Below are 16,524 nucleotides of genomic sequence, written 5' to 3'. Positions count from 1 at the left end.
TCTACCTTGCTCCCCGGTAGACCCGCCGGAGTACCTCCTCGATCGAGGGTTCGTGGGTGGTCATCTCCCTGACCGGGGTTTGTGGAAGAAGGCGCGCAAGCACAGCCGCAGGGGCTCCTCCCCCCTCATGGGCGACGCACACCCAGCCGTCGTGGGTGTAGACCTCCCGTACTCCGCCCAGCCCCTCAAGCCAAGCGCGCACCTGATCCGCCCCGGCTTCGAGCCTTAGCCGGAGCTCGGGGAGTACGCCGTGCTGGGCTCGGAGTTGTCGGAGGGTTCCGTCGTAGAGGACTCGGCCCTCGTCGAGCAGGACGATACGATCGCTCAAGGCTTCAACATCGTCCAAGTCGTGCGACGTCAGGATGACGGTCGTCTGTAGATCAGAGGCCACCTGACGGATAGCGGACCGCAGCAACGCCTTGCTGTCGAAGTCCAGGCCGATGGTAGGCTCATCGAGCAGGAGCACCCTGGGGTGGTGGAGGAAGGCGAGGGCCAAGTCGCACCGGACGCGCTGTCCAAGGCTCAGCTGGCGTACCGGCTGCGAGAGCAACCCCTCGATGCCGAATTGCCGGGCCATGGCACCGATGCGCTGATCCAATCCACTCTGGCTGAGGCGATACACCTTGGCGTGGTAGCGGAGCGACTCCAGCACCGGCAGGTCCCAGAAAAGCCGGGTGCGGTGGCCCATCACCACCCCGAGTTCCAGCTGGTGGGCGGTGCGCTGGCGGAACGGGTCTCGGCCCGCCACAACAACCCGACCCGCCGAGGGGCGGACGATCCCCGCGATGATCTTGATGGTTGTGGACTTGCCTGCCCCGTTGGGTCCGATGTAGCCGACCACCTGCCCCTGCGGGACGGTGAGGCTGATGTTGTCCAGGGCGGTAATTTCCCGGTAACGCGGCTTCACCAGGCTCCGCACGAAGCCCCCGAGGCCACGCCCGGGCTCGAGCACCCGGTAGCGTTTGGAAACCCCCTCCAGGACAATCATAAGCCGGCTGATCCTACAAAAGCGGAGGCCATAAGGCCTCCTCTGAACGGCACCAGCACTCCTTCAGGCTCGCTCCCGCGGCCGGATGCCGCCCGAATGGGCTTGGGGGAGGTTCGTGAAGGAGAGGATGTCGATTTCCCCAGGCTGCACGATCCTTACCGGTGTTTCGACCTCAATCTTGGGCAGATCGTCACCGAAGCCGTGCCTCGTGATGTGCTCGTAGTAGCGGTCCAAGGCCCCGGGCAGGTCGATCCGCGGGGTGTCCTGCTCAAGCCCGGTATCGTCGGACTCGTCCTCGTCTTCGTCAAAGATGCCGTCGGTTAACCCCCCGCGGTTATGCGACAGGATCATGTAGTTGCCGGAGATGTTCAGCCGCGCCATCTTGAAGATGGCGTCGCCCGGACGGACCTCGCCATCCCAGAAAAGGATCGCGCCCCGGTCCGCCAGGTACTTGGCCTTGCGGAATTGGCGCGAAAGCAGCAGATTCGTAGGGTTTTGCAGCGGGAGCGAAACCCCTTCTCCGAGGGTGATCTGCCAGCACAGCCAGGGCTCATCGGTCAGGTTGGTCTCCGCCTTGACCAGCGTGTATTCCCCGGGCTCCGGGATCGGCACCCGCATGACGATAGTGACCCGGTTGACATCAATCGCCCCTGAGACCATGATGGTGCGGCTCTCCATGTCGATGGTAGCCGCCATGTGCAAGTCCTTCGACCTCAGCATCTTTCCCTCCGTCGTGTCTGCAAGGAAACCTAGACCCTAACTCCTCTCAACCCGCACAGCGGCAGAGTTTTCCCAAGTCTGATCTCGCAAGCACTACCGCTGCCAGGAGTACCCAAGATCGATCTACGGCTCTCACCCCCTTTTCGTCTAAGCATAAGTAGTTGTAAATGAGGCGGGAAAGCTCTTGAACCAGGCGGCGGGGATCGCCGAGCCCATCCGTCACACGGCGCCTGCAGTAGCCCCATTCCTCACAGATTGCGGACTTCAAGAGCTGGATCAGGCTGTCGGCCTCGCGCTGCCCCTCTGCCTCCAGATCCTCCAACAGCTCAGCAGCCCGCTCGCTATGGCTTGCGCGTTCGATCCAGCACAGCTGTGCGGTCAGATCCTGGGCGACGTGGCAGAGCCCGAAGACCGCGTGGAGCTCGGACGTTCCGTAGCGCATGAGTACCATGGCGCGCTCCAACTCTTCCTCGGGGAGGTAGTAAGCGCCTGACCGGTGCTGGGTCATCGCACACCTGCCTTCAGCGGGAAACTGACGGCGAAATTCCCCCGAACCGTGAAGGAAGCTGGACGGCTGCCACTGAATTTTTCGATGAGTGCCGGGATGATCACTTGTGCGGCCAGCCTAGCCCCATCCACGTTCTTGGCGGCGGGACCAAGCGTCAAAGAGGCCAGTGGCCCGGCTGCGAAGAGGCCTGGGTGGCCGCTGACCTCAAGCGTGCCGTCCTCCAGGACCGGGTAACGATCGGCGAGGAGCTCGACCTCATCCGGCAGAAGCTGCGTGTCAGGGGATAGGCCGGTCGCCAAAATCACCAAGTCCACATGCTCATCGGCGCCCGATGACAGGTTGAGTTCGAGGCGGCCGCTGGCTGATGCTCGGACAGCCAACACCGTGGCATGACGGTGAACCCGTAAGACGCCCGCTTCTTCTAGGCTGCCCAGCCGCGGCAGGAACTCCAGCATGATGCTGCCACGGGATTCCTCCAGCAACGTACCGACCTTCCGGGCCAGGCTAGGCAGCCGCCGGAACCGCGCAATACCCTCCGTTCGGAAATAAGCCGTGTCGAAATCGGCACACCGGTAACGCTCCTCGCGGCGTAGGATCCACACGGGCCGTGCTCCGGCCTCGAGCGCCCGGAGGATGGTGTGGGCCGCGCTGAGCCCACTACCGACGACGGCGATCGTCTGGCCCGGGTTGAGCGCTGGCTTCGCGTATACCGAACACACCTGCGCGGGATAGCGGCGGGCAGCCTCCGAGAAAACCTGCGGCCACACAGCCTCGCGGTTGCCCGCTGCCAGGATGACTGTCTTGGCCCGGATGACCGGCCCCTCGGCGGTAGCGATCAGATATCCGTCCCGCCCCGGGTCAGGTCTAACCGAGATTACCCGCGCGCGGTAGGCGATCTTGCGGAGCTGATGTACCCCGATCATGTGGGTCGAGTGGCCGATGAACACGTCGAGCGGGACTACGGCGCGCTGGCCCGAGAGGCCCAGCCAGACCTGCTCGCGCTCGAGCGACGTCAACTGGTCGAGGTGAAGACGAGCGAAGTCTAGCATCTGCATGTCGCCGTCCGGGGCGATGTGGTGCTCGTAGGGGCTGCGCATGACCCTTTGCCCGGTGGCGTTCATGGCCTGGAAGAACTGCCCAGCGAGGAAGGAGTGTTTCTCCAGCAGGATCATCCGGCGCCGCAGGCTGGGTACGTGCCAGAGGTGGCAGGCTATGCCGCTGCCAATAATCCCGCCTCCAATAATCACGATATCTGCTGAAGTTGGGGGTAGGTCGGGGCGAACCGCCCGGAGTGAATGATTCACGCCCGGAAAAACACGACCGACTGGACTATCAAGAAGCTCAGGGTCATGCCTGAGCTCTTCGATGCTGTTGCATCGGCGGTTAACTTCCAGCATAGCCTCGAATTTAGATGACTCGGGACTCTTAACAATATAGGTAGAACTACAAACGCCCGGCCTCGGGTGAGCAGGAACCGAGCACGCTTCTCGCTGCAAGGCATGAGCGGCTTTTTTCTTTTGTCCAGCACGAAAACCATGTTTTCTCCTTCCCTTTCGGGACCCCTTACGGGGCTGGTGACGGATATGGGCGGACGCTCCCGTACCGCTCCCCTCGGCCATGTTGCGAACCGGTGCACGTCCCGATCCGTTTCGCGCACACCCCAAAGCTTGTCTGCAACCGGGACTGCCAGGGTCCGGGGCTGGGGAAGCACCCCGGAGTGGGTCTTGAACCTGTTCGCAACGTAGCGACATCAGCGCCTTGTCCATGGGCTCCATCGCTTGGCCTCGTCATAGACGGGCTCCAAGCCCCTGGCTTCAGCCATGGGGTCTACGACCTGCCTGTGCGCCGCGCAGTCAGGACTTACGGGTTGGTTGTCTTTCGATGGGGGGGCGGCCACCGCCTTCCTGCACTTCAGCGCGGACTACTTCCGGGTGCTGGCGAAGCGCTACGGGGAAGACGCCCGCTTCCGCCGGGGGCGGGACTACCTCGAGGCCGATCTCTCCCAGGCCCCCCGCACCCTGCGGGCGGCGAGGAGGTTGGGGCTGGAGCGTTGACTTGTTCAAGGTGGAACGCCATAATGTCCCATATGGGAACAGTGCTCCCCCTCCGCTTCGACGGCTCACCCACTGACGTGGCGAGCGTCCGGGAGGGGTTGCCGGTCGAACTCATCACCGAGGTGGCCCGGCACTACGGCCTCAGCCAGCACGACGTGCTGGAAGCCGCCGGCATCCCCCGCAGCAGCGTCCACCGCTACAAGGGCCTGGGACGCCTGAACCGGGAGCAGTCCAACCGCCTGTACCGGGTGATCTACCTGCTGCGCCGTGCCGAGGAGCTCTTCGGCTCGCCCCAGCTGGCGGCCTCCTGGATGAACAGCCCCAAGGTGTTCCTGCACGGCTCGAGCCCCCTCGCGTACCTGGACACCGAACCTGGCTTCCAGGCGGTGGAGCACCTCCTGGGCCGCCTGGAGGACGGCCTGGTGACGTGAGGGCCTGGCGGATCACCTCCCGCAGCTACGCCCACGCCGCCTTCACCGGGGAAGGGGCAGCTAAGAGCCCCGGACGCTGGAACCGCCTCGGGGTCCCCCTGGGTGTACGCTCGCAGAGCGTCCCGAAGGGGATCGTCCCGGTGGTGTACCTGGCCGAACACCTCTCCACCGGCATCCTGGAGGTGCTGGTTCACGTGGACGACCGGGCTCACCTGGCCGCGTTCGTGGCCATCGAGGTGGAGATCCCCGATCCCCACGTCGAGGAGCTGAGCGAACTGCCCCCCGACTGGCGGCAGTTGCCCGAGCCCTACCCCGAGTCCACCCAGAGGCTGGGCAGCGAGTGGGCCCTGAGCCTGCGCTCGCTGGCCCTGCGGGTTCCCTCGGCGGTGGTGCCGGTGGAGTTCAACCTGCTGCTCAACCCCCGCCACCCCGCGATGAGGGAGGTGCGCACCGGCGAACCCCAGCCGCTCTTCCTCGATCCGCGCCTGCTGCGCTAGGGTACACTCTGTGCAAAAAAAGAACCTCCCAAGGAAAAGGATTATCCTCGGAAGGCAAAGAAGGACGGAAGGGTTAGTCGAGGATGACGACCGAAGGGAAGAGAGCCCTCACAAACTCCACAAAACCCCGTTGAAGGGCTTCACTGCGGAAAGTGATCCTATAGGCGGGCTTGAGCCAACCCTGGTCTCCTTCCCATTCGACGAGTCCACCTGCTTTGAAGCCCAGGTAGAGCAACTCCGCAAGCTTCTCGCCGGTGCGCAGATCTGGACAGACAAAAACCTTTTCCATTTTTACCTCCTGACGACAATATTGTATTGTTCAATCTTGACCGCTTCAATCCCCCTCGAGTACCATAAAAAGTGGAAGGGGAAGCCTTTTCCCCTCCTGACCGCAGATGCGCCGGGCTTTCCCGGCCATTTTGCGTTAAGATGGAGCTATGCCTAAAGCAATTCACGAAGGAACCCGAGTTCGCTTCGTTGACACCGATCACCCGGAGGACCTGGCCTGCTTTCTGCGCCACATGGCTGCGTCACTCGGGGAAGAGCCTCTGCTTGATGTTTCAGGCGATACGGTGGTTATCGAATGCCAGACTGCCCCACGGATGCTCGAGTTCCTCGAGGGGTGTCTCAACGGGCGTCTGGTGCCGGTATGGGACAGCAACGGGGCTTACTTCCGCGAGCGCGGCCCGATGAACTAGCCACCGGCCCAAAAAAGAACCTTCCAAGGACAGGGATGATCCTCGGAAGGCAAAAAGGCTTGCCTGCTATGCGACCATGCGGGCCTTGAGCGTCGCCGCCAGGGCGTCCAGATTGGCCTGGGAGACTTCCTCTCCCGCCAGGAAGCGGTCGAGGGTAGAGAGTTCCTCAGCCTTCAGCCCCAGTCGGGCTTTCTCCAGGGCTTCCTCAAGCTCCTCGAGCACGTCTTCCTCTTCGGTTGACGCAACCATCTCCTCCAGCCGTGTGCCGGTCTCCGGGTGTGGAGCCGATAGGCTGAGAATGCGGTTTGCCTCCTCCACAGCGAGAAGGCGCTCGAGGGTCTCCTCATCGACCCCGAGGGCCTGCGCCAGCTCGGGGTGGGTGGGGGCGCGTCCCTTTTCCCCTTCCAGCTCCAGCCGCACCGCCACCAGCTTCTTGAGAAGCCGGTTCTCGCGGTACGTGCCCACGCCGTCCTGGGTCAGCCGCTCCCGGACCTTGCGGTCGAGGGCCACGTTCACCCAGAAGGTGAGGTTCTTGGAGCCGGAGGGAAGCGGTTTCGAGAGCACCTCCACCACTTCACACAAAAGCTCCTGGGCCAGGTCACGGGCCTCGTCGCCGAGGCGGTGGAACAGCCGGAAAGCCTTCTCGAACGCCAGGTAGCCGTAGTGCGCCACCAGGGCCTCGAAAGCCTGGCCATCCCCGTGCTTGTAAGCGATGTAGTTCCGCATGACCATCTCCCGCGACAAAAGCCCGAGGCCGCCGACCATCAGCCGGATGCTGTCGTACATGGCTTTACCTCCTGGGAATATAATACTTGATAACGGCAATAAGAAGTGACATACTGAGGACGCCTGCGAAGGCTGCCACAGCCGAGTGCTGATGGTTTTACTTCCTGCACCGAAGCCCCCCGCAAGGGGGGTTAGGTGTCTAGGTGTTATGTATGGCCGCGGTCGTGTTTTTAAGGCCCGCATACCTCCGTTCCGGTCAGCGCGCTTACGCAGGGTCCGACGTCTACCGCCAACAGATATACGACGGCAGGCGCATCCTCATACGGGCGCCCTGGCCCTTGGAGAAGCGTCGAGTTCTCCGCAGCCGGCAACGCCGGGCGGACCCGCCCGGCGTTGCGAACCTTCAGTAGCCTACTTTCCGGAGCGGTCATGGGGTACCACCACGTCGGCCGAGCCGTAGCCAGTGTTCCCGCTGGCGTCGGTGGCCCGGTACGTGACTGTGTAGACGCGGCGGTTGCCCTGGGCGCTGCGCTCGGCCCGCACGAAGATCCGGCCGTTAGTGGTGATCTGCACGTCATCAGCGGTGTTCCCGTCGCCCTGGCCGTCGTCGGGCTCGCTTACCTTCACCCCGACCAGCTCCACCCTTGGGGTAGGGTCGAGGTTGTCGCTGGCACTTACAGCAGGCTTGACCTCGACCAGCTTGTGGTTGGGTGGCCAGAGGGTAGATGGGGTAACGCTCACGGTAACACTGGGGGGCTCACGGTCTACCGTGGAAGGGTCGGTGTCCCGGATGTTGTTGAAGATTTCACCCAGGGCATACTCGAAATCGGACTGGCTTCCGCCGGGGAGGTAGAAGTACTTGCCCCCGGTTTCCTCGGCGATGCGCTTGAGCACGACCTGGCTAGAAAGCGCCGTTGTGCTCACGCTCTGAACGCCAATGCCTGCCCGGCTGGATACCGAAGCGGGCGGGAGACCACAATCCCCTGAGAGCAGCACGTTCACCCGGACATTGTTGAGCTTGGCCACCGCGAGGATCCCGCTCACGTCGCCGGGCTGGGCTGAGGCGTCGGTGATTACCACCAGATCTCGAGTGTGGTCCACATAAGGCCAAAGGGCCAAGATCCCCGAGCTGATTCCGCCTAGCACGTTCTCGGGACAGTCATCGCCACCCCAGGCGTAGAGGCCATTTACCCAACCAAGGATGGCGTTGCGGTCGGTGGTGGTGCCCAGGACCCTGACGTCGTCTTTGAAGGTGATCAGGTTCCACAGGGTGTACTCGTCCTCAGGGATGCTATTTATATACCCGGCGAGGGAAGCCTTGACCGCTCCGATGACGCTGCCCATTGAGCCGGTATCATCGACCACCAACGATACTGCGCGGGGTCTGCACTGAACATTGCGCTCGTTGGAGTACCGCCGTGCTAGCGGAATCGCGATCACCCCGCCATCAGGGTTGACCGCCTCGATGTTGAGCTTGCTTCGGTAGACTCCGTCACGGCAAGTGGCCACAACGACCAGCTCGTACTGCCTCCAGGTCGCACCTGCCGCTCCCACCTCCTTACGGACCCGGGGGCCGGTGGCAACCTTGGTCCAGACCCCGCCCTGGTTGCGTTCTAGCTCCAGGAACGCTGTGAGGAGGAAGGGCTCACTGCTGGGCGGGCATCGACCGATGGCATCGGCTTTGACTTCGGTAGGATTGTACCCCGACTGGTGCGGATAATTCAGGGTGAAGACGCATAGGCTGATGTCGATCCCCTGTGCGCTTACACCCCCAGCCGTACCTCCTATGGGATCGAACTGAACAGTGACAGCATCAGGGTCGGGTCGTTCCTGACCAAGATTCACCTTGCTGGGACTGACAGAACAAGCTGATAGCAATGCAGTTAACGCTAACAAAAAACGAACCTTGTTCATGGACTTAAGTCTAACAGTAAGAACTAGACCAAGGATGTTTGGATGACCTGCTGGGCGGTATGCAAAGGTCCCAGGTCTATACTGGCAACATGCAGCCCATGTCTGATCCTGATCTAGAGTTGCTGCGGGGGAGCCTACTCGAGGCAGCCGAAGCGCTGAGCCGTCTGGCTCGGGAGCCTGGCCCAGGAGGCCTCGAGCTCGCGGCCGCAGTAACCCAGGCTGTCTCGGAGCTGAACGGACAAGTCAATGCCCTGCTGTTGGGTCTTGCCGCTCGACCAGTGGAACCCATGGATGAGGCCTACCTGCGCTACCTAAAGGACCTGGTCCGACTGCGGGCAGGGGTGATGGAACTCGAGCAACTCCTGCTCGATCGTGCAGCCTTCGAGCGAGCGCGGGAGGAGTGGCTGGGCTTGACGGTCTTGCTAGACCGAACTTTAGAGCCGTTGATTGATCTGATGACGTTCGCTGATCCTAGCCAGCCGGAGGCTGACCTGAGCCGGGGCTACTCCTTCGACAGCGAGACTCTAGGCTTCACCCGAGTGAGGTTCAAGCCGCGTTGACACTCCTACGGCGGGCGGGAGGAAAGGCGTCTGTCACCCGGGGTGGTCAGTGAGCCCCATCCAGGCTGGCTTCGGGGAACTGCTCGAGGGGCTTGCCTGGGTCCACCCCTCCTTCACCACCCGGCTGGCCGTGCCCGGGGCTCAGTTCGTCCACCCCAAGGTCTGGCTGGGCATCCCTGTCCCCGAGGAGGCCCGCGTCGTTCAGCGCCCGGCCTGCGAACGCACCCACCGCCACAGCCAGGCCAGCCACAGCCAGGCCAGCAGCAGACCCACCGCAATTCCCACCCCCACCCCGGCCTTGAAGCCGAAGCCCACCCCGTTCTGCCAGACTAAAGCGACGTGCTCGAGGGTCATCTGAACAGTCCTCCTTTCTTACCCATTCCAAGATACCGGCTCACCCGCCGCACCCACGACTCCAGCGCCGCGATGCGGCTCTCCGTCGAGCGCCGCATGAGCTCCTCGGCCTCCTCCAGCCGGTTCTCCACCTCCAGCAGTATCCGCCCGCGCTCCTCGTCCATCCGTGCCCGGAGCTCCCGTATCTCCTTCTTGCCCGGAGGCGCGGACTTCTCCTCGGAAGAGGAAGCAGGCGCGAGGGTGTCTACCCTATGGCTCACCTTCAGGGCCAGGTCGCGGGCCTCCCGGGCGGCCTCCCGCAACGCCCGAAGCCCTGGGGCCATCCCCCCCAGCCGGGTCTCGGTGCGGTGCAGGCCCGCCTCCAGCCGGGCCACTGCCCGGCGAAGCTCCTCGACCTCGGCCTCGAGGCGTCCGATCTTCATCAGCGCCACCCCGCTCGGCAGGGGGAGGTACGCGGTCCCACCCAACTCCGGTTCCTCGTCCGGTTCGTCCGTCCGGTGTACGGGGCGTGAACCCCGTCCCACCAGGGGATCGTCCGGCCCCAGGACCTCCGTGAGCTCCCTCGTCCGACCGGCGGCTTCCTCTTCGGACGCCCGGACGGCCTCGAGGGCCTTCCGCCGTCCGACCGAGCGTCCGGGGTCGTAGAAGTTCATGGCCGCCCGGATGCGGGCCTCGGCCAGCGGGCCGTCCGGCTCCTCCCCGAACACCGTCCGGTAGGCCTCGTGCCACTTCGCCCGATTGCGGTTCGAGGAAACAGGCCTGTCCGGCTGTGCCTCCCCCTCGCTCATGGGGGCAGTCTTGCCCCCTGGCTCCCCTTCCTCGTCCGGTGACGGGGGCAGGATGCGCCCCGCCTCTACCGGCCTGCCGCCCGGCCCCAGGACCAGGGGGTCGAACTCGTGGTCCGGGTTCCAGGGACGCACCGCTTCAAGGTGTTCGCTCCGCGAAGCAGCCAGCGCCTCCACCCGGCTCCTGGCCTCACCCCGCTCCATCAAGCCCATCGCCCGGCGCACCCGCGCCTCGAAGAGGCCATCCACCTCCCCAAACACCTTCCGGTACGCCTCCTTCCAGCGGGTCCGGGTCTTGCCGGACAGGGGGGTGTCCGGGGTGTCCGCACCAGGCTGTCCGGGGGGTGTCCCTACCCTCTCTGCCGGGACAGGGGGGGTGTCCTTCAGGGTGTCCGGGGGGTGTCCCACCCTGTCCACCCTGGGTGTCCCAGGGTGTCCATCCGGGGTGTCCCTGCCCTGTCCGACCTGTCCTTCAGGGGTGTCCACGGACAGGACAGGGGGGGTGTCCGGGGGGTGTACCTCCTGTCCCTCCACCCTGTCCGATTGAGGGGGTTCAGCGACCTTTTCTCTCGCCTGCACGTCGTTTTCCTTATCCTCACTGGACATTTTCAACCTCGCCCACTTTAGCGTTTTTCTCTCTCCCACGCGCGAAAGGACAGGGGGTGTCCGGGGGGGAGGGAAGTTAGGACAAGAAAGCAACAAAAGCTATCGGTTCAGGAGGGTGTCCCTACCTGTCCTGTCCGGGGTGTCCTATCGGGACACCCACAGTCCGCCCACATAGCCCACCGCCATTCCGATAAGCCACCCCCACCGCTCGCTCCGGCCACCGGCTAGGGCCAGCAGTTGCGAGGCCAGCACCAGCCCCACCAGGGTGAACGGGTGCAGACCCAGCCCGCTCACGAACCAGCCCACCCCCACTCCCACCCCGAGGAGCATCCCGTCCGGCAGCAGCCGCAGGGCAGGCAGCACCGCCAGCCCTACGACGATCAGCAGGGTGGGGGCATCCAGGGCTGCCATCGTCAGGTACCCCAGGTAGGCCAGCCCCGCCAGTACCCACAAGGCCCAGGGGGTGTCCGTCCGGGGTTCCTCGTTCACGGCACCACCACCTTCCCGTCCGCCTCCAGGCGGCTCACCCGGGTCACCCCCTGGGTCTCTCCCTGCACCAGCCGGAAGGCCACGTCCTTCCCGGTGGGCACCGAGAGGGTGGCCTTAGCCTGGGCCACCACCTCCCGCGCCACCAGCACCCGCCCTTTCAGGCTCGAGGGGGGTTCGTCGGCGTAGGTGGGCACCCCCACCGCCTCCTGGGGGAGCATCCACGCCTCGGCCAGTCCGCCCTGCGCCGGGTCGAGCCAGGCCGCCGTGACCTGTACGCTCACCCGCTTGCGGGAGAGGGGCACCGTGGTCCGCCCCCCCTTCTTCACGGTGGCGTCCGTCCGGCCCTCCTGGTAGACCAGGCCGTCCCGTCCGGCCTGTCCGACCAGGGTGTACGCCCCGTCCGGCAGGTTCACCCGGAAGCTGTACGGCTTCGCACACCCCTCCCAGCTACCGGTCAGCTTCCCCTCTTTCAGGGCGTCCAGGCGAACGCACATCCCCTCGAGCGCCCCCGTCACCTCCACCAGGGCGGCAGGCTGGAACTCCCCGGCCACCCCTGAGATCACGTCGCATCCAGAGACCAGGAGGGCCAGCGCGGCCCCCCCGAGAAGCACAGACTTTTTCACCGCTGCCTCCTAGAACTCCAGCCTGTACCCCACCCGCACCGTGAAGTCCGTCCGGCTGGCCGTGGCGTTCTGGTAGCGGAAGCTGAAGCTGCCTGGCTCACCGGCCACCAGCCCTTCCGTACCCCGCACCCCGAGTTCCACGAAGGGGTTGGCGCTCGAGGTGAAGCGCACCCCCCACTCGCTGCCCCTGTTTCCGCTTCCGGGGAAGGCCACCAGCCGGTAGTACCCCCCGAGGCTGCCGAAGTCGGCCTGCCAGTCCAGCCGCCCCTCCAGCAGGCTGTAGGGCTCCTCGCCCTGGTAGCGCCAGTACCCCAGGCTGGGGGTCACGCCGCCGAAGCGGTAGCCCGCCCGGACGAAGAGCAGGTTGCGCGAGAGGCTGCCCTCGTGGAAGCCCGCGCCCGCCCCGGCCTCGGCCACCACCCCGGGGATCAGGCCCCCGTCCGGTTCGTGGATGAGCCGGGCCACCCCGAAGGTCGAGTCGCCGTAGCCCACCTCCAGCCCCAGGGCCACCCCCTCGAACAGCCGATACCCGGCCCGGCTCTCCGAGAGCCCGTCCTTCTGGACGTGCTCGAGGGTGAGCCCGCCCCCTTCGGCCCGTACCTGTACCCCGTCCGGGTTCACCCGTCCGGCGAGCCGTACCCCGTTCGCCTCACCCCGGACGAACACCTCCCCGTCCGGCTGTCCGTCCGAGAGGCCGACCGAACCCCCCACGCTGAGCTTCGGACGGTTCCGGCCCCCCTTCTCCAGGGCGTCCACCCGCCCGCCAAGGTCGAAGACCTTCTTGTTGAGCTCCCCCTGCCCGGCCTGGATTCGCCCCTCGAGGTCCCGCAAGGCCCCCTCGAGGACGTTCACCCGGGCCTGGAGGGCCTTCAGGCCCTCCTCACCCCGCTGGATGAGTCCCTCCAGCGCGCCCACCGAGGCCATGAGGTCGCCGATCTCCTCGCGGGTGACCATCTGGCTCGAGACCTGGGCCAGCTCCTCGGCCAGCCCCTCCACGTTCTTGCGGGTCTCCTCCAGGTCGGCCCTGACCTCGGGGTAGTCCGCCATCGCCTCCTGCACGATCTTCAGGGCCTCCTGAAGGTCACGGATGGCCGCGAAAGCCTCCTCGAGCCGGGCCTGGGAGTCCTGGGCCAGGGCCTCCCTCACCCGGCGCGCCACGTCGTCGGCGAAGACCAGGTAGGCCCGGTAGAGCATGGCGGCGGCCTGATAGCGGGTCATATACTCACGCCCCCGAAAGGTGCCGTCGGGGTAGCCCTGCACGATGCCCTTCTGATAGAGGAAACGGATGTCCTCCAGGGTGGGGGGGACATCCGTGAAGGGGGCCTGCTGGGCCAGGGCCAGCCCTAGACTGGCGCTCCAGACAGAGAGGGCGGTTTTTGCCAGACGCGAACGCTGTTCTCGTGAAAGCATAGCAATAACATATTACCTCACTTTTGTACAATATTCCCGAACGCTCATCACCTGTCCCCGGTAGACCTCCCCGCCCATGATCCCGGTAGACCGGGCCAGGTAGCTCACGTAGGGCTCCCCGCGCATCCACTCGATCCCCACCCCCTGGGGCCTTCTGCCGTAGCCCTCCAGCCCCGGGATCTGGTAGGCCTGTCCGTTCACCCGCACGATCCCCCCCGGCTCCACCGGGAAGGTGCCCTGGGCCTGCCACACGGTGCGCTCGAGCCAGGGCCGAATCCGCGCGGTGACCTCCTCCTGGGTCTTGCGGGTCTCGTACCGGAGGGGATAGATGTCCGCCTGCGTACACCAGTTCCATCCACACTGGGTGCCCGAGCCGCTGCCCCGGTTGCGCCCCTGGAGGTCGTAGATGTAGTACCCGCGCCACCCACACCCGAAGGGGCCGCAGGTGGCGGCGTACTCCACCGCGCGGAAGGTCTCCATTCCGGTGCCGGGGTTGAAGCTGAAAGTATAGTTGTTCCCCAGCGGGCCGGTGTACCGGGCCGTCCGGTTGGTGTCCACCCCCACCTCCACCACGGTGGTCACCGAGCGCAGCGTGCAATCCCCCCGCCCCGTCCCGCCCGCCTCCACCAGGGGCAGGGTCTCCCCGGTGTAGATGCGGTAGGGGTCATACCCCTGCACCCGCACGTCCTGCACCGCCCCGTTCCAGACGTGGTTGAACAGGTAGCTGCTGCTTACGGGGTCGCCCAGGTAGCGTTCCGTCACCTGGAACTCCACCCGGGCCGTGAGGCTGCCCGTCCAGCTCCCCTCCACCCAGGCCCGCCCCGTCCGCGGCCCCGAGAGGCCCATCCACAGGGCGATGCGGTCGTTCTCGGCCCAGCCCGGGTCGTAGATGAGCCCCAACCCCCGGAGGGCGATCCCCTCCAGGCTGCCGCCCTGCCCCACAATGAGGCCCAGCGGCTCCTTGACGCTGCCGGGGAGCACCCGGATGGGGAGCGGGCTGCCGCAGTACTTGGGGGCCTCGCTCTGGGGGATGTAGAAGGTGGTGGGCCCCGCCGTGCGCCACTGCGCGAGTTGCAAGGCCCAGGGGGTGATCTGGGGCACCACCAGGTGCAGCTCCCCGGGTGCGTTGAGCACCTGCTTTAGCCCGGCCAGGTCGGAGAGGCTGCCGCTGGTGGTTTGGGCCGTCGCGAACCCCATCGCCAGAAATACGCCGATGGCCCACCTCATGGCCGCACCTCCCGCGCATTCTGCTGCAAGGCCGAGAGGGAGAGGGCCTTGCGGAATAACTCACTAGCCCCCTTGGGCATCTCGATCACCTGGGTCGCGTCGCTGAAATCGCCCCGCGCAGACAGCAGGATATAGTCGTGGCGGTATCCCCGCACCACGAGCACCCCCGCCACCCCTTTGGTGCCGAGCTCGTACGAGCGGCTGTCCTTCTGGCCGCCGTACAGCCCCAGGCTGGCCCAGCCCTGCTGGAACAGCTCCCCTACCCCCTGCACCGCGTAAAGGCGAAGCTGCACTGGCGCGATGGCGTAACACCACCCCGCGCAGGCGGGCGGGAAGTTCCCCTGGTTGAGGTAGCCCTTCACCAGGTAGTCGCGCAGCACCGCCCGCACCGGCTCGGCTAACCCGGTGACCAGGCCCTCGACGAACATGGGCTGCCCTCCCGTCACGTCGTTCGCCAGGCCCTTGATGTAGTTGGCGGCCTCGGCCTCCTTCCACAAGAACCAGGGCAGGTCGGCGGTGGTCCAGGGGATGAACACGGGAACCCGGGCCTGGGCGCTGAGCTCCTCCCCCACCACCGCCCCGTTCAGCCGGTAGCAGACCTGGGCGGAGAGGGTGAAGGTGTAGGTGCCGTTGGCGCTCGCGGCGAGGGGACCGAAGTTCGCGGTGGCGGTAGGGGAGCCGCCCCAGCTCGCCAGCACCTGCGGGCCGTAGTCTCCCCACCTCTGCTCGCCCCTCACGCTCAGGGTGGCCGACGCCACGTAGGCCCGGGCGTCGGCCTGCACCGCGAAGCTCCCCGGCGCGGCCAGCCCCCCCGGGGAGACGCTCACGCTCGGGGTGGGCCGGGCGCTCAAAGTGGGGATGAGCGAGGGCGGGACGCTCGAGCAGTCCACCCCCTGGGCCAGGGCCAGGCCCATGAGCCACGGAAGGAAGAGCGCGGCCCTCATCCCCGCCCTCCCATCTGCCAGAGCTGCTCGAGGTAGTAGGCCACCTGCATCCCGATCTCCGGGCTGGCCAGTACCGTCCATAGACCCTTTTTGTCCCTCACCACGAAATACCTCCGGTCGATGAGCAGCATCCCCCGGCCCCTGAGCCCCTTGAGGTAACGCACCTCCATCCCGGTCCTGACCCACGAGGGCAGGGCCCCCGAGACCAGGACGCGGGTGCGGGGCGGCAGGGCGCGGGCGAAGGCGGGGTCGGGCAGGTCGCCGATCACCAGGGCGTCCTGTCCCCCCACGCCCGCCACCCAACCCACCGCCTGGGCCAGGTTGGGGGTTTGGAAGAGGATTTGCTGCTGCCCCTGGGCAAACGCCGCCCCCAGAAGAAGCAGCAGGGCCAGAAGCCTCATTTGACCTCCTCTTTGCGCTGGTTGGCGGCCCTGATCTGGTCCACCAGCAGCCGCCCCCAGGTGAGCACCTGGCGCAGGGTGGGGCCCTCGAGCTGCCACCAGGTGGGCAGGTAGACCGCCTGGTTATCGAGGATCAGCAGGGGTAGCCCGGTGCGCCCCACCACCCCCAGGGGCTCGTTCTCGTTGCTGCTCGCCGCCACCTTCACCAGTCCGGCCAGCTCGGGGTTCTCCGTCCAGCCGCGAAACCACACCATCTGCTCCTGGGGCACCACCGCAAAGATTTGCGGGCGGTTCTGCTTGCGGGTGGGGTCGGTGGTCCTGAGCCAGGCGTCGAGGTAGCCCAGGACCGGCTGGAAGGACTGCACGTCCCCGATGAGCAGCACCTCCCGCGCCCGGGCCAGCCGCGCCTCCACATCGGCCTGCCAGTCCGCCGGGTAGATCATGTCCTTGGGCAGCAAGCAGGTGATCTTGAGGCTGCACAGCCCGTTGCGCAGGAGGTCATAGGCGGTCTTGAAGTCCTTGGCGTCAATGGCCAGGCTTCCTCCTCCGAGGAAAACCGTCAGTACCAGTGCATACGTCCAGCGCATCG

The 16,524-nt window shown here is 65.8% G+C and carries 23 protein-coding genes; 5 read left to right on the top strand and 18 right to left on the bottom strand.

The features are described from left to right. Position 1 precedes the first annotated feature (1 nt). From DNA98_RS07425 to DNA98_RS18495, 5 genes are all read right to left on the bottom strand, one after another. Entirely contained in the window at positions 2–988 is a 987-nt protein-coding gene (locus DNA98_RS07425) for an ATP-binding cassette domain-containing protein (protein ID WP_013012844.1), read from the bottom strand. Between the two features lie 63 nt (positions 989–1,051). Continuing rightward, positions 1,052–1,708: a DUF6423 family protein gene (locus tag DNA98_RS07420; RefSeq protein WP_013012843.1), complete on the bottom strand. Its 657-nt coding sequence runs from the start codon at positions 1,706–1,708 to the stop codon at positions 1,052–1,054. A gap of 46 nt (positions 1,709–1,754) precedes the next feature. Next, positions 1,755–2,216, bottom strand: coding sequence for a hypothetical protein (locus tag DNA98_RS07415; protein ID WP_013157068.1), 462 nt, complete (start codon positions 2,214–2,216; stop codon positions 1,755–1,757). Beyond that, positions 2,213–3,613: an FAD-dependent oxidoreductase gene (locus tag DNA98_RS07410; RefSeq protein ID WP_013012841.1), complete on the bottom strand. Its 1,401-nt coding sequence runs from the start codon at positions 3,611–3,613 to the stop codon at positions 2,213–2,215. The genes DNA98_RS07415 and DNA98_RS07410 overlap by 4 nt, the downstream gene beginning before the upstream one ends. After that, positions 3,517–3,753: an RRXRR domain-containing protein gene (locus tag DNA98_RS18495; protein ID WP_081439936.1), complete on the bottom strand. Its 237-nt coding sequence runs from the start codon at positions 3,751–3,753 to the stop codon at positions 3,517–3,519. The genes DNA98_RS07410 and DNA98_RS18495 overlap by 97 nt, the downstream gene beginning before the upstream one ends. A 283-nt stretch (positions 3,754–4,036) precedes the next feature. On the opposite strand from DNA98_RS18495, the gene DNA98_RS07400 reads away from it, so the two are divergent. From DNA98_RS07400 to DNA98_RS07390, 3 genes are read left to right on the top strand one after another with little or no spacing between them, the layout of a single operon-like run. After that, complete coding sequence (locus DNA98_RS07400) at positions 4,037–4,270, top strand: hypothetical protein (protein WP_110528503.1); 234 nt, start codon at positions 4,037–4,039, stop codon at positions 4,268–4,270. A gap of 23 nt (positions 4,271–4,293) precedes the next feature. Continuing rightward, on the top strand, positions 4,294–4,701 hold the full coding sequence (locus tag DNA98_RS07395; RefSeq protein WP_013012839.1) for an antitoxin Xre/MbcA/ParS toxin-binding domain-containing protein: 408 nt from the start codon (positions 4,294–4,296) through the stop codon (positions 4,699–4,701). Continuing rightward, on the top strand, positions 4,698–5,198 hold the full coding sequence (locus DNA98_RS07390; protein WP_110528500.1) for an RES family NAD+ phosphorylase: 501 nt from the start codon (positions 4,698–4,700) through the stop codon (positions 5,196–5,198). Before DNA98_RS07395 ends, DNA98_RS07390 begins: the two co-directional genes overlap by 4 nt. Before the next feature lie 73 nt (positions 5,199–5,271). On the opposite strand, the gene DNA98_RS07385 is transcribed toward DNA98_RS07390, so the two are convergent. Further along, positions 5,272–5,487: a hypothetical protein gene (locus DNA98_RS07385; protein ID WP_110528498.1), complete on the bottom strand. Its 216-nt coding sequence runs from the start codon at positions 5,485–5,487 to the stop codon at positions 5,272–5,274. Between the two features lie 148 nt (positions 5,488–5,635). Here DNA98_RS07385 and DNA98_RS07380 point away from each other — a divergent pair, with 148 nt between their 5' ends. Further along, a complete protein-coding gene (locus DNA98_RS07380) occupies positions 5,636–5,896 on the top strand; it encodes a hypothetical protein (protein WP_013012836.1) in 261 nt (86 codons plus the stop codon). Between the two features lie 66 nt (positions 5,897–5,962). Here DNA98_RS07380 and DNA98_RS07375 read toward each other — a convergent pair whose 3' ends face one another. Beyond that, the gene (locus DNA98_RS07375; protein ID WP_013012835.1) at positions 5,963–6,682 is read right to left on the bottom strand and encodes a sigma-70 domain-containing protein; all 720 of its coding nucleotides are present in this window, start codon (positions 6,680–6,682) and stop codon (positions 5,963–5,965) included. A gap of 351 nt (positions 6,683–7,033) precedes the next feature. After that, positions 7,034–8,467, bottom strand: a complete 1,434-nt coding sequence (locus tag DNA98_RS07370; protein WP_233493147.1) for a VWA domain-containing protein — start codon at positions 8,465–8,467, stop codon at positions 7,034–7,036. Between the two features lie 158 nt (positions 8,468–8,625). On the opposite strand from DNA98_RS07370, the gene DNA98_RS07365 reads away from it, so the two are divergent. Then, positions 8,626–9,096: a hypothetical protein gene (locus DNA98_RS07365; RefSeq protein ID WP_110528495.1), complete on the top strand. Its 471-nt coding sequence runs from the start codon at positions 8,626–8,628 to the stop codon at positions 9,094–9,096. Between the two features lie 46 nt (positions 9,097–9,142). Here the strand turns inward: DNA98_RS07365 and DNA98_RS17660 are convergent, their stop codons facing one another. From DNA98_RS17660 to DNA98_RS07325, 10 genes are all read right to left on the bottom strand, one after another. Further along, the gene (locus DNA98_RS17660; RefSeq protein WP_157413562.1) at positions 9,143–9,325 is read right to left on the bottom strand and encodes a hypothetical protein; all 183 of its coding nucleotides are present in this window, start codon (positions 9,323–9,325) and stop codon (positions 9,143–9,145) included. Then, complete coding sequence (locus DNA98_RS17895) at positions 9,298–9,450, bottom strand: hypothetical protein (protein ID WP_013012832.1); 153 nt, start codon at positions 9,448–9,450, stop codon at positions 9,298–9,300. Before DNA98_RS17895 ends, DNA98_RS17660 begins: the two co-directional genes overlap by 28 nt. After that, positions 9,447–10,841 carry a hypothetical protein gene (locus DNA98_RS07360; RefSeq protein ID WP_110528492.1) on the bottom strand — a complete coding sequence of 465 codons (1,395 nt, stop codon included), beginning with the start codon at positions 10,839–10,841 and terminating at the stop codon, positions 9,447–9,449. Before DNA98_RS07360 ends, DNA98_RS17895 begins: the two co-directional genes overlap by 4 nt. 144 nt (positions 10,842–10,985) lie before the next feature. Next, a complete protein-coding gene (locus DNA98_RS07355; protein ID WP_233493146.1) occupies positions 10,986–11,330 on the bottom strand; it encodes a hypothetical protein in 345 nt (114 codons plus the stop codon). After that, positions 11,327–11,953 (bottom strand): hypothetical protein, encoded by a 627-nt coding sequence (locus DNA98_RS07350; RefSeq protein ID WP_110528489.1) that lies wholly within the window; start codon positions 11,951–11,953, stop codon positions 11,327–11,329. The genes DNA98_RS07355 and DNA98_RS07350 overlap by 4 nt, the downstream gene beginning before the upstream one ends. A 9-nt stretch (positions 11,954–11,962) precedes the next feature. Further along, a complete protein-coding gene (locus DNA98_RS07345; RefSeq protein ID WP_110528487.1) occupies positions 11,963–13,363 on the bottom strand; it encodes an S-layer homology domain-containing protein in 1,401 nt (466 codons plus the stop codon). A gap of 12 nt (positions 13,364–13,375) precedes the next feature. Next, positions 13,376–14,590 carry a hypothetical protein gene (locus tag DNA98_RS07340; protein ID WP_110528485.1) on the bottom strand — a complete coding sequence of 405 codons (1,215 nt, stop codon included), beginning with the start codon at positions 14,588–14,590 and terminating at the stop codon, positions 13,376–13,378. Next, entirely contained in the window at positions 14,587–15,534 is a 948-nt protein-coding gene (locus DNA98_RS07335; protein ID WP_233493145.1) for a hypothetical protein, read from the bottom strand. The genes DNA98_RS07340 and DNA98_RS07335 overlap by 4 nt, the downstream gene beginning before the upstream one ends. Beyond that, the gene (locus DNA98_RS07330; RefSeq protein WP_110528482.1) at positions 15,531–15,935 is read right to left on the bottom strand and encodes a hypothetical protein; all 405 of its coding nucleotides are present in this window, start codon (positions 15,933–15,935) and stop codon (positions 15,531–15,533) included. The genes DNA98_RS07335 and DNA98_RS07330 overlap by 4 nt, the downstream gene beginning before the upstream one ends. After that, on the bottom strand, positions 15,932–16,522 hold the full coding sequence (locus DNA98_RS07325; RefSeq protein ID WP_110528478.1) for a hypothetical protein: 591 nt from the start codon (positions 16,520–16,522) through the stop codon (positions 15,932–15,934). The genes DNA98_RS07330 and DNA98_RS07325 overlap by 4 nt, the downstream gene beginning before the upstream one ends. Positions 16,523–16,524 lie beyond the last annotated feature (2 nt).

It is taken from the genome of Meiothermus sp. Pnk-1 (genome assembly GCF_003226535.1).
Taxonomy (GTDB): domain Bacteria; phylum Deinococcota; class Deinococci; order Deinococcales; family Thermaceae; genus Allomeiothermus.
Note: the sequence above shows the minus strand (reverse complement) of the source record. Positions and strands in the feature narration are given on the sequence as shown.

Bases quoted from the DNA above. Each gene is read 5' to 3' on its own strand.
- DNA98_RS07425 (WP_013012844.1), bottom strand. From the start codon at position 988: ATGATTGTCCTGGAGGGGGTTTCCAAACGCTACCGGGTGCTCGAGCCC.
- DNA98_RS07420 (WP_013012843.1), bottom strand. From the start codon at position 1,708: ATGCTGAGGTCGAAGGACTTGCACATGGCGGCTACCATCGACATGGAG.
- DNA98_RS07415 (WP_013157068.1), bottom strand. From the start codon at position 2,216: ATGACCCAGCACCGGTCAGGCGCTTACTACCTCCCCGAGGAAGAGTTG.
- DNA98_RS07410 (WP_013012841.1), bottom strand. From the start codon at position 3,613: ATGCTGGAAGTTAACCGCCGATGCAACAGCATCGAAGAGCTCAGGCAT.
- DNA98_RS18495 (WP_081439936.1), bottom strand. From the start codon at position 3,753: ATGGTTTTCGTGCTGGACAAAAGAAAAAAGCCGCTCATGCCTTGCAGC.
- DNA98_RS07400 (WP_110528503.1), top strand. From the start codon at position 4,037: ATGGGGTCTACGACCTGCCTGTGCGCCGCGCAGTCAGGACTTACGGGT.
- DNA98_RS07395 (WP_013012839.1), top strand. From the start codon at position 4,294: ATGTCCCATATGGGAACAGTGCTCCCCCTCCGCTTCGACGGCTCACCC.
- DNA98_RS07385 (WP_110528498.1), bottom strand. From the start codon at position 5,487: ATGGAAAAGGTTTTTGTCTGTCCAGATCTGCGCACCGGCGAGAAGCTT.
- DNA98_RS07380 (WP_013012836.1), top strand. From the start codon at position 5,636: ATGCCTAAAGCAATTCACGAAGGAACCCGAGTTCGCTTCGTTGACACC.
- DNA98_RS07375 (WP_013012835.1), bottom strand. From the start codon at position 6,682: ATGTACGACAGCATCCGGCTGATGGTCGGCGGCCTCGGGCTTTTGTCG.
- DNA98_RS07365 (WP_110528495.1), top strand. From the start codon at position 8,626: ATGCAGCCCATGTCTGATCCTGATCTAGAGTTGCTGCGGGGGAGCCTA.
- DNA98_RS17895 (WP_013012832.1), bottom strand. From the start codon at position 9,450: ATGACCCTCGAGCACGTCGCTTTAGTCTGGCAGAACGGGGTGGGCTTC.
- DNA98_RS07360 (WP_110528492.1), bottom strand. From the start codon at position 10,841: ATGTCCAGTGAGGATAAGGAAAACGACGTGCAGGCGAGAGAAAAGGTC.
- DNA98_RS07345 (WP_110528487.1), bottom strand. From the start codon at position 13,363: ATGCTTTCACGAGAACAGCGTTCGCGTCTGGCAAAAACCGCCCTCTCT.
- DNA98_RS07340 (WP_110528485.1), bottom strand. From the start codon at position 14,590: ATGAGGTGGGCCATCGGCGTATTTCTGGCGATGGGGTTCGCGACGGCC.
- DNA98_RS07335 (WP_233493145.1), bottom strand. From the start codon at position 15,534: ATGAGGGCCGCGCTCTTCCTTCCGTGGCTCATGGGCCTGGCCCTGGCC.
- DNA98_RS07330 (WP_110528482.1), bottom strand. From the start codon at position 15,935: ATGAGGCTTCTGGCCCTGCTGCTTCTTCTGGGGGCGGCGTTTGCCCAG.
- DNA98_RS07325 (WP_110528478.1), bottom strand. From the start codon at position 16,522: ATGCGCTGGACGTATGCACTGGTACTGACGGTTTTCCTCGGAGGAGGA.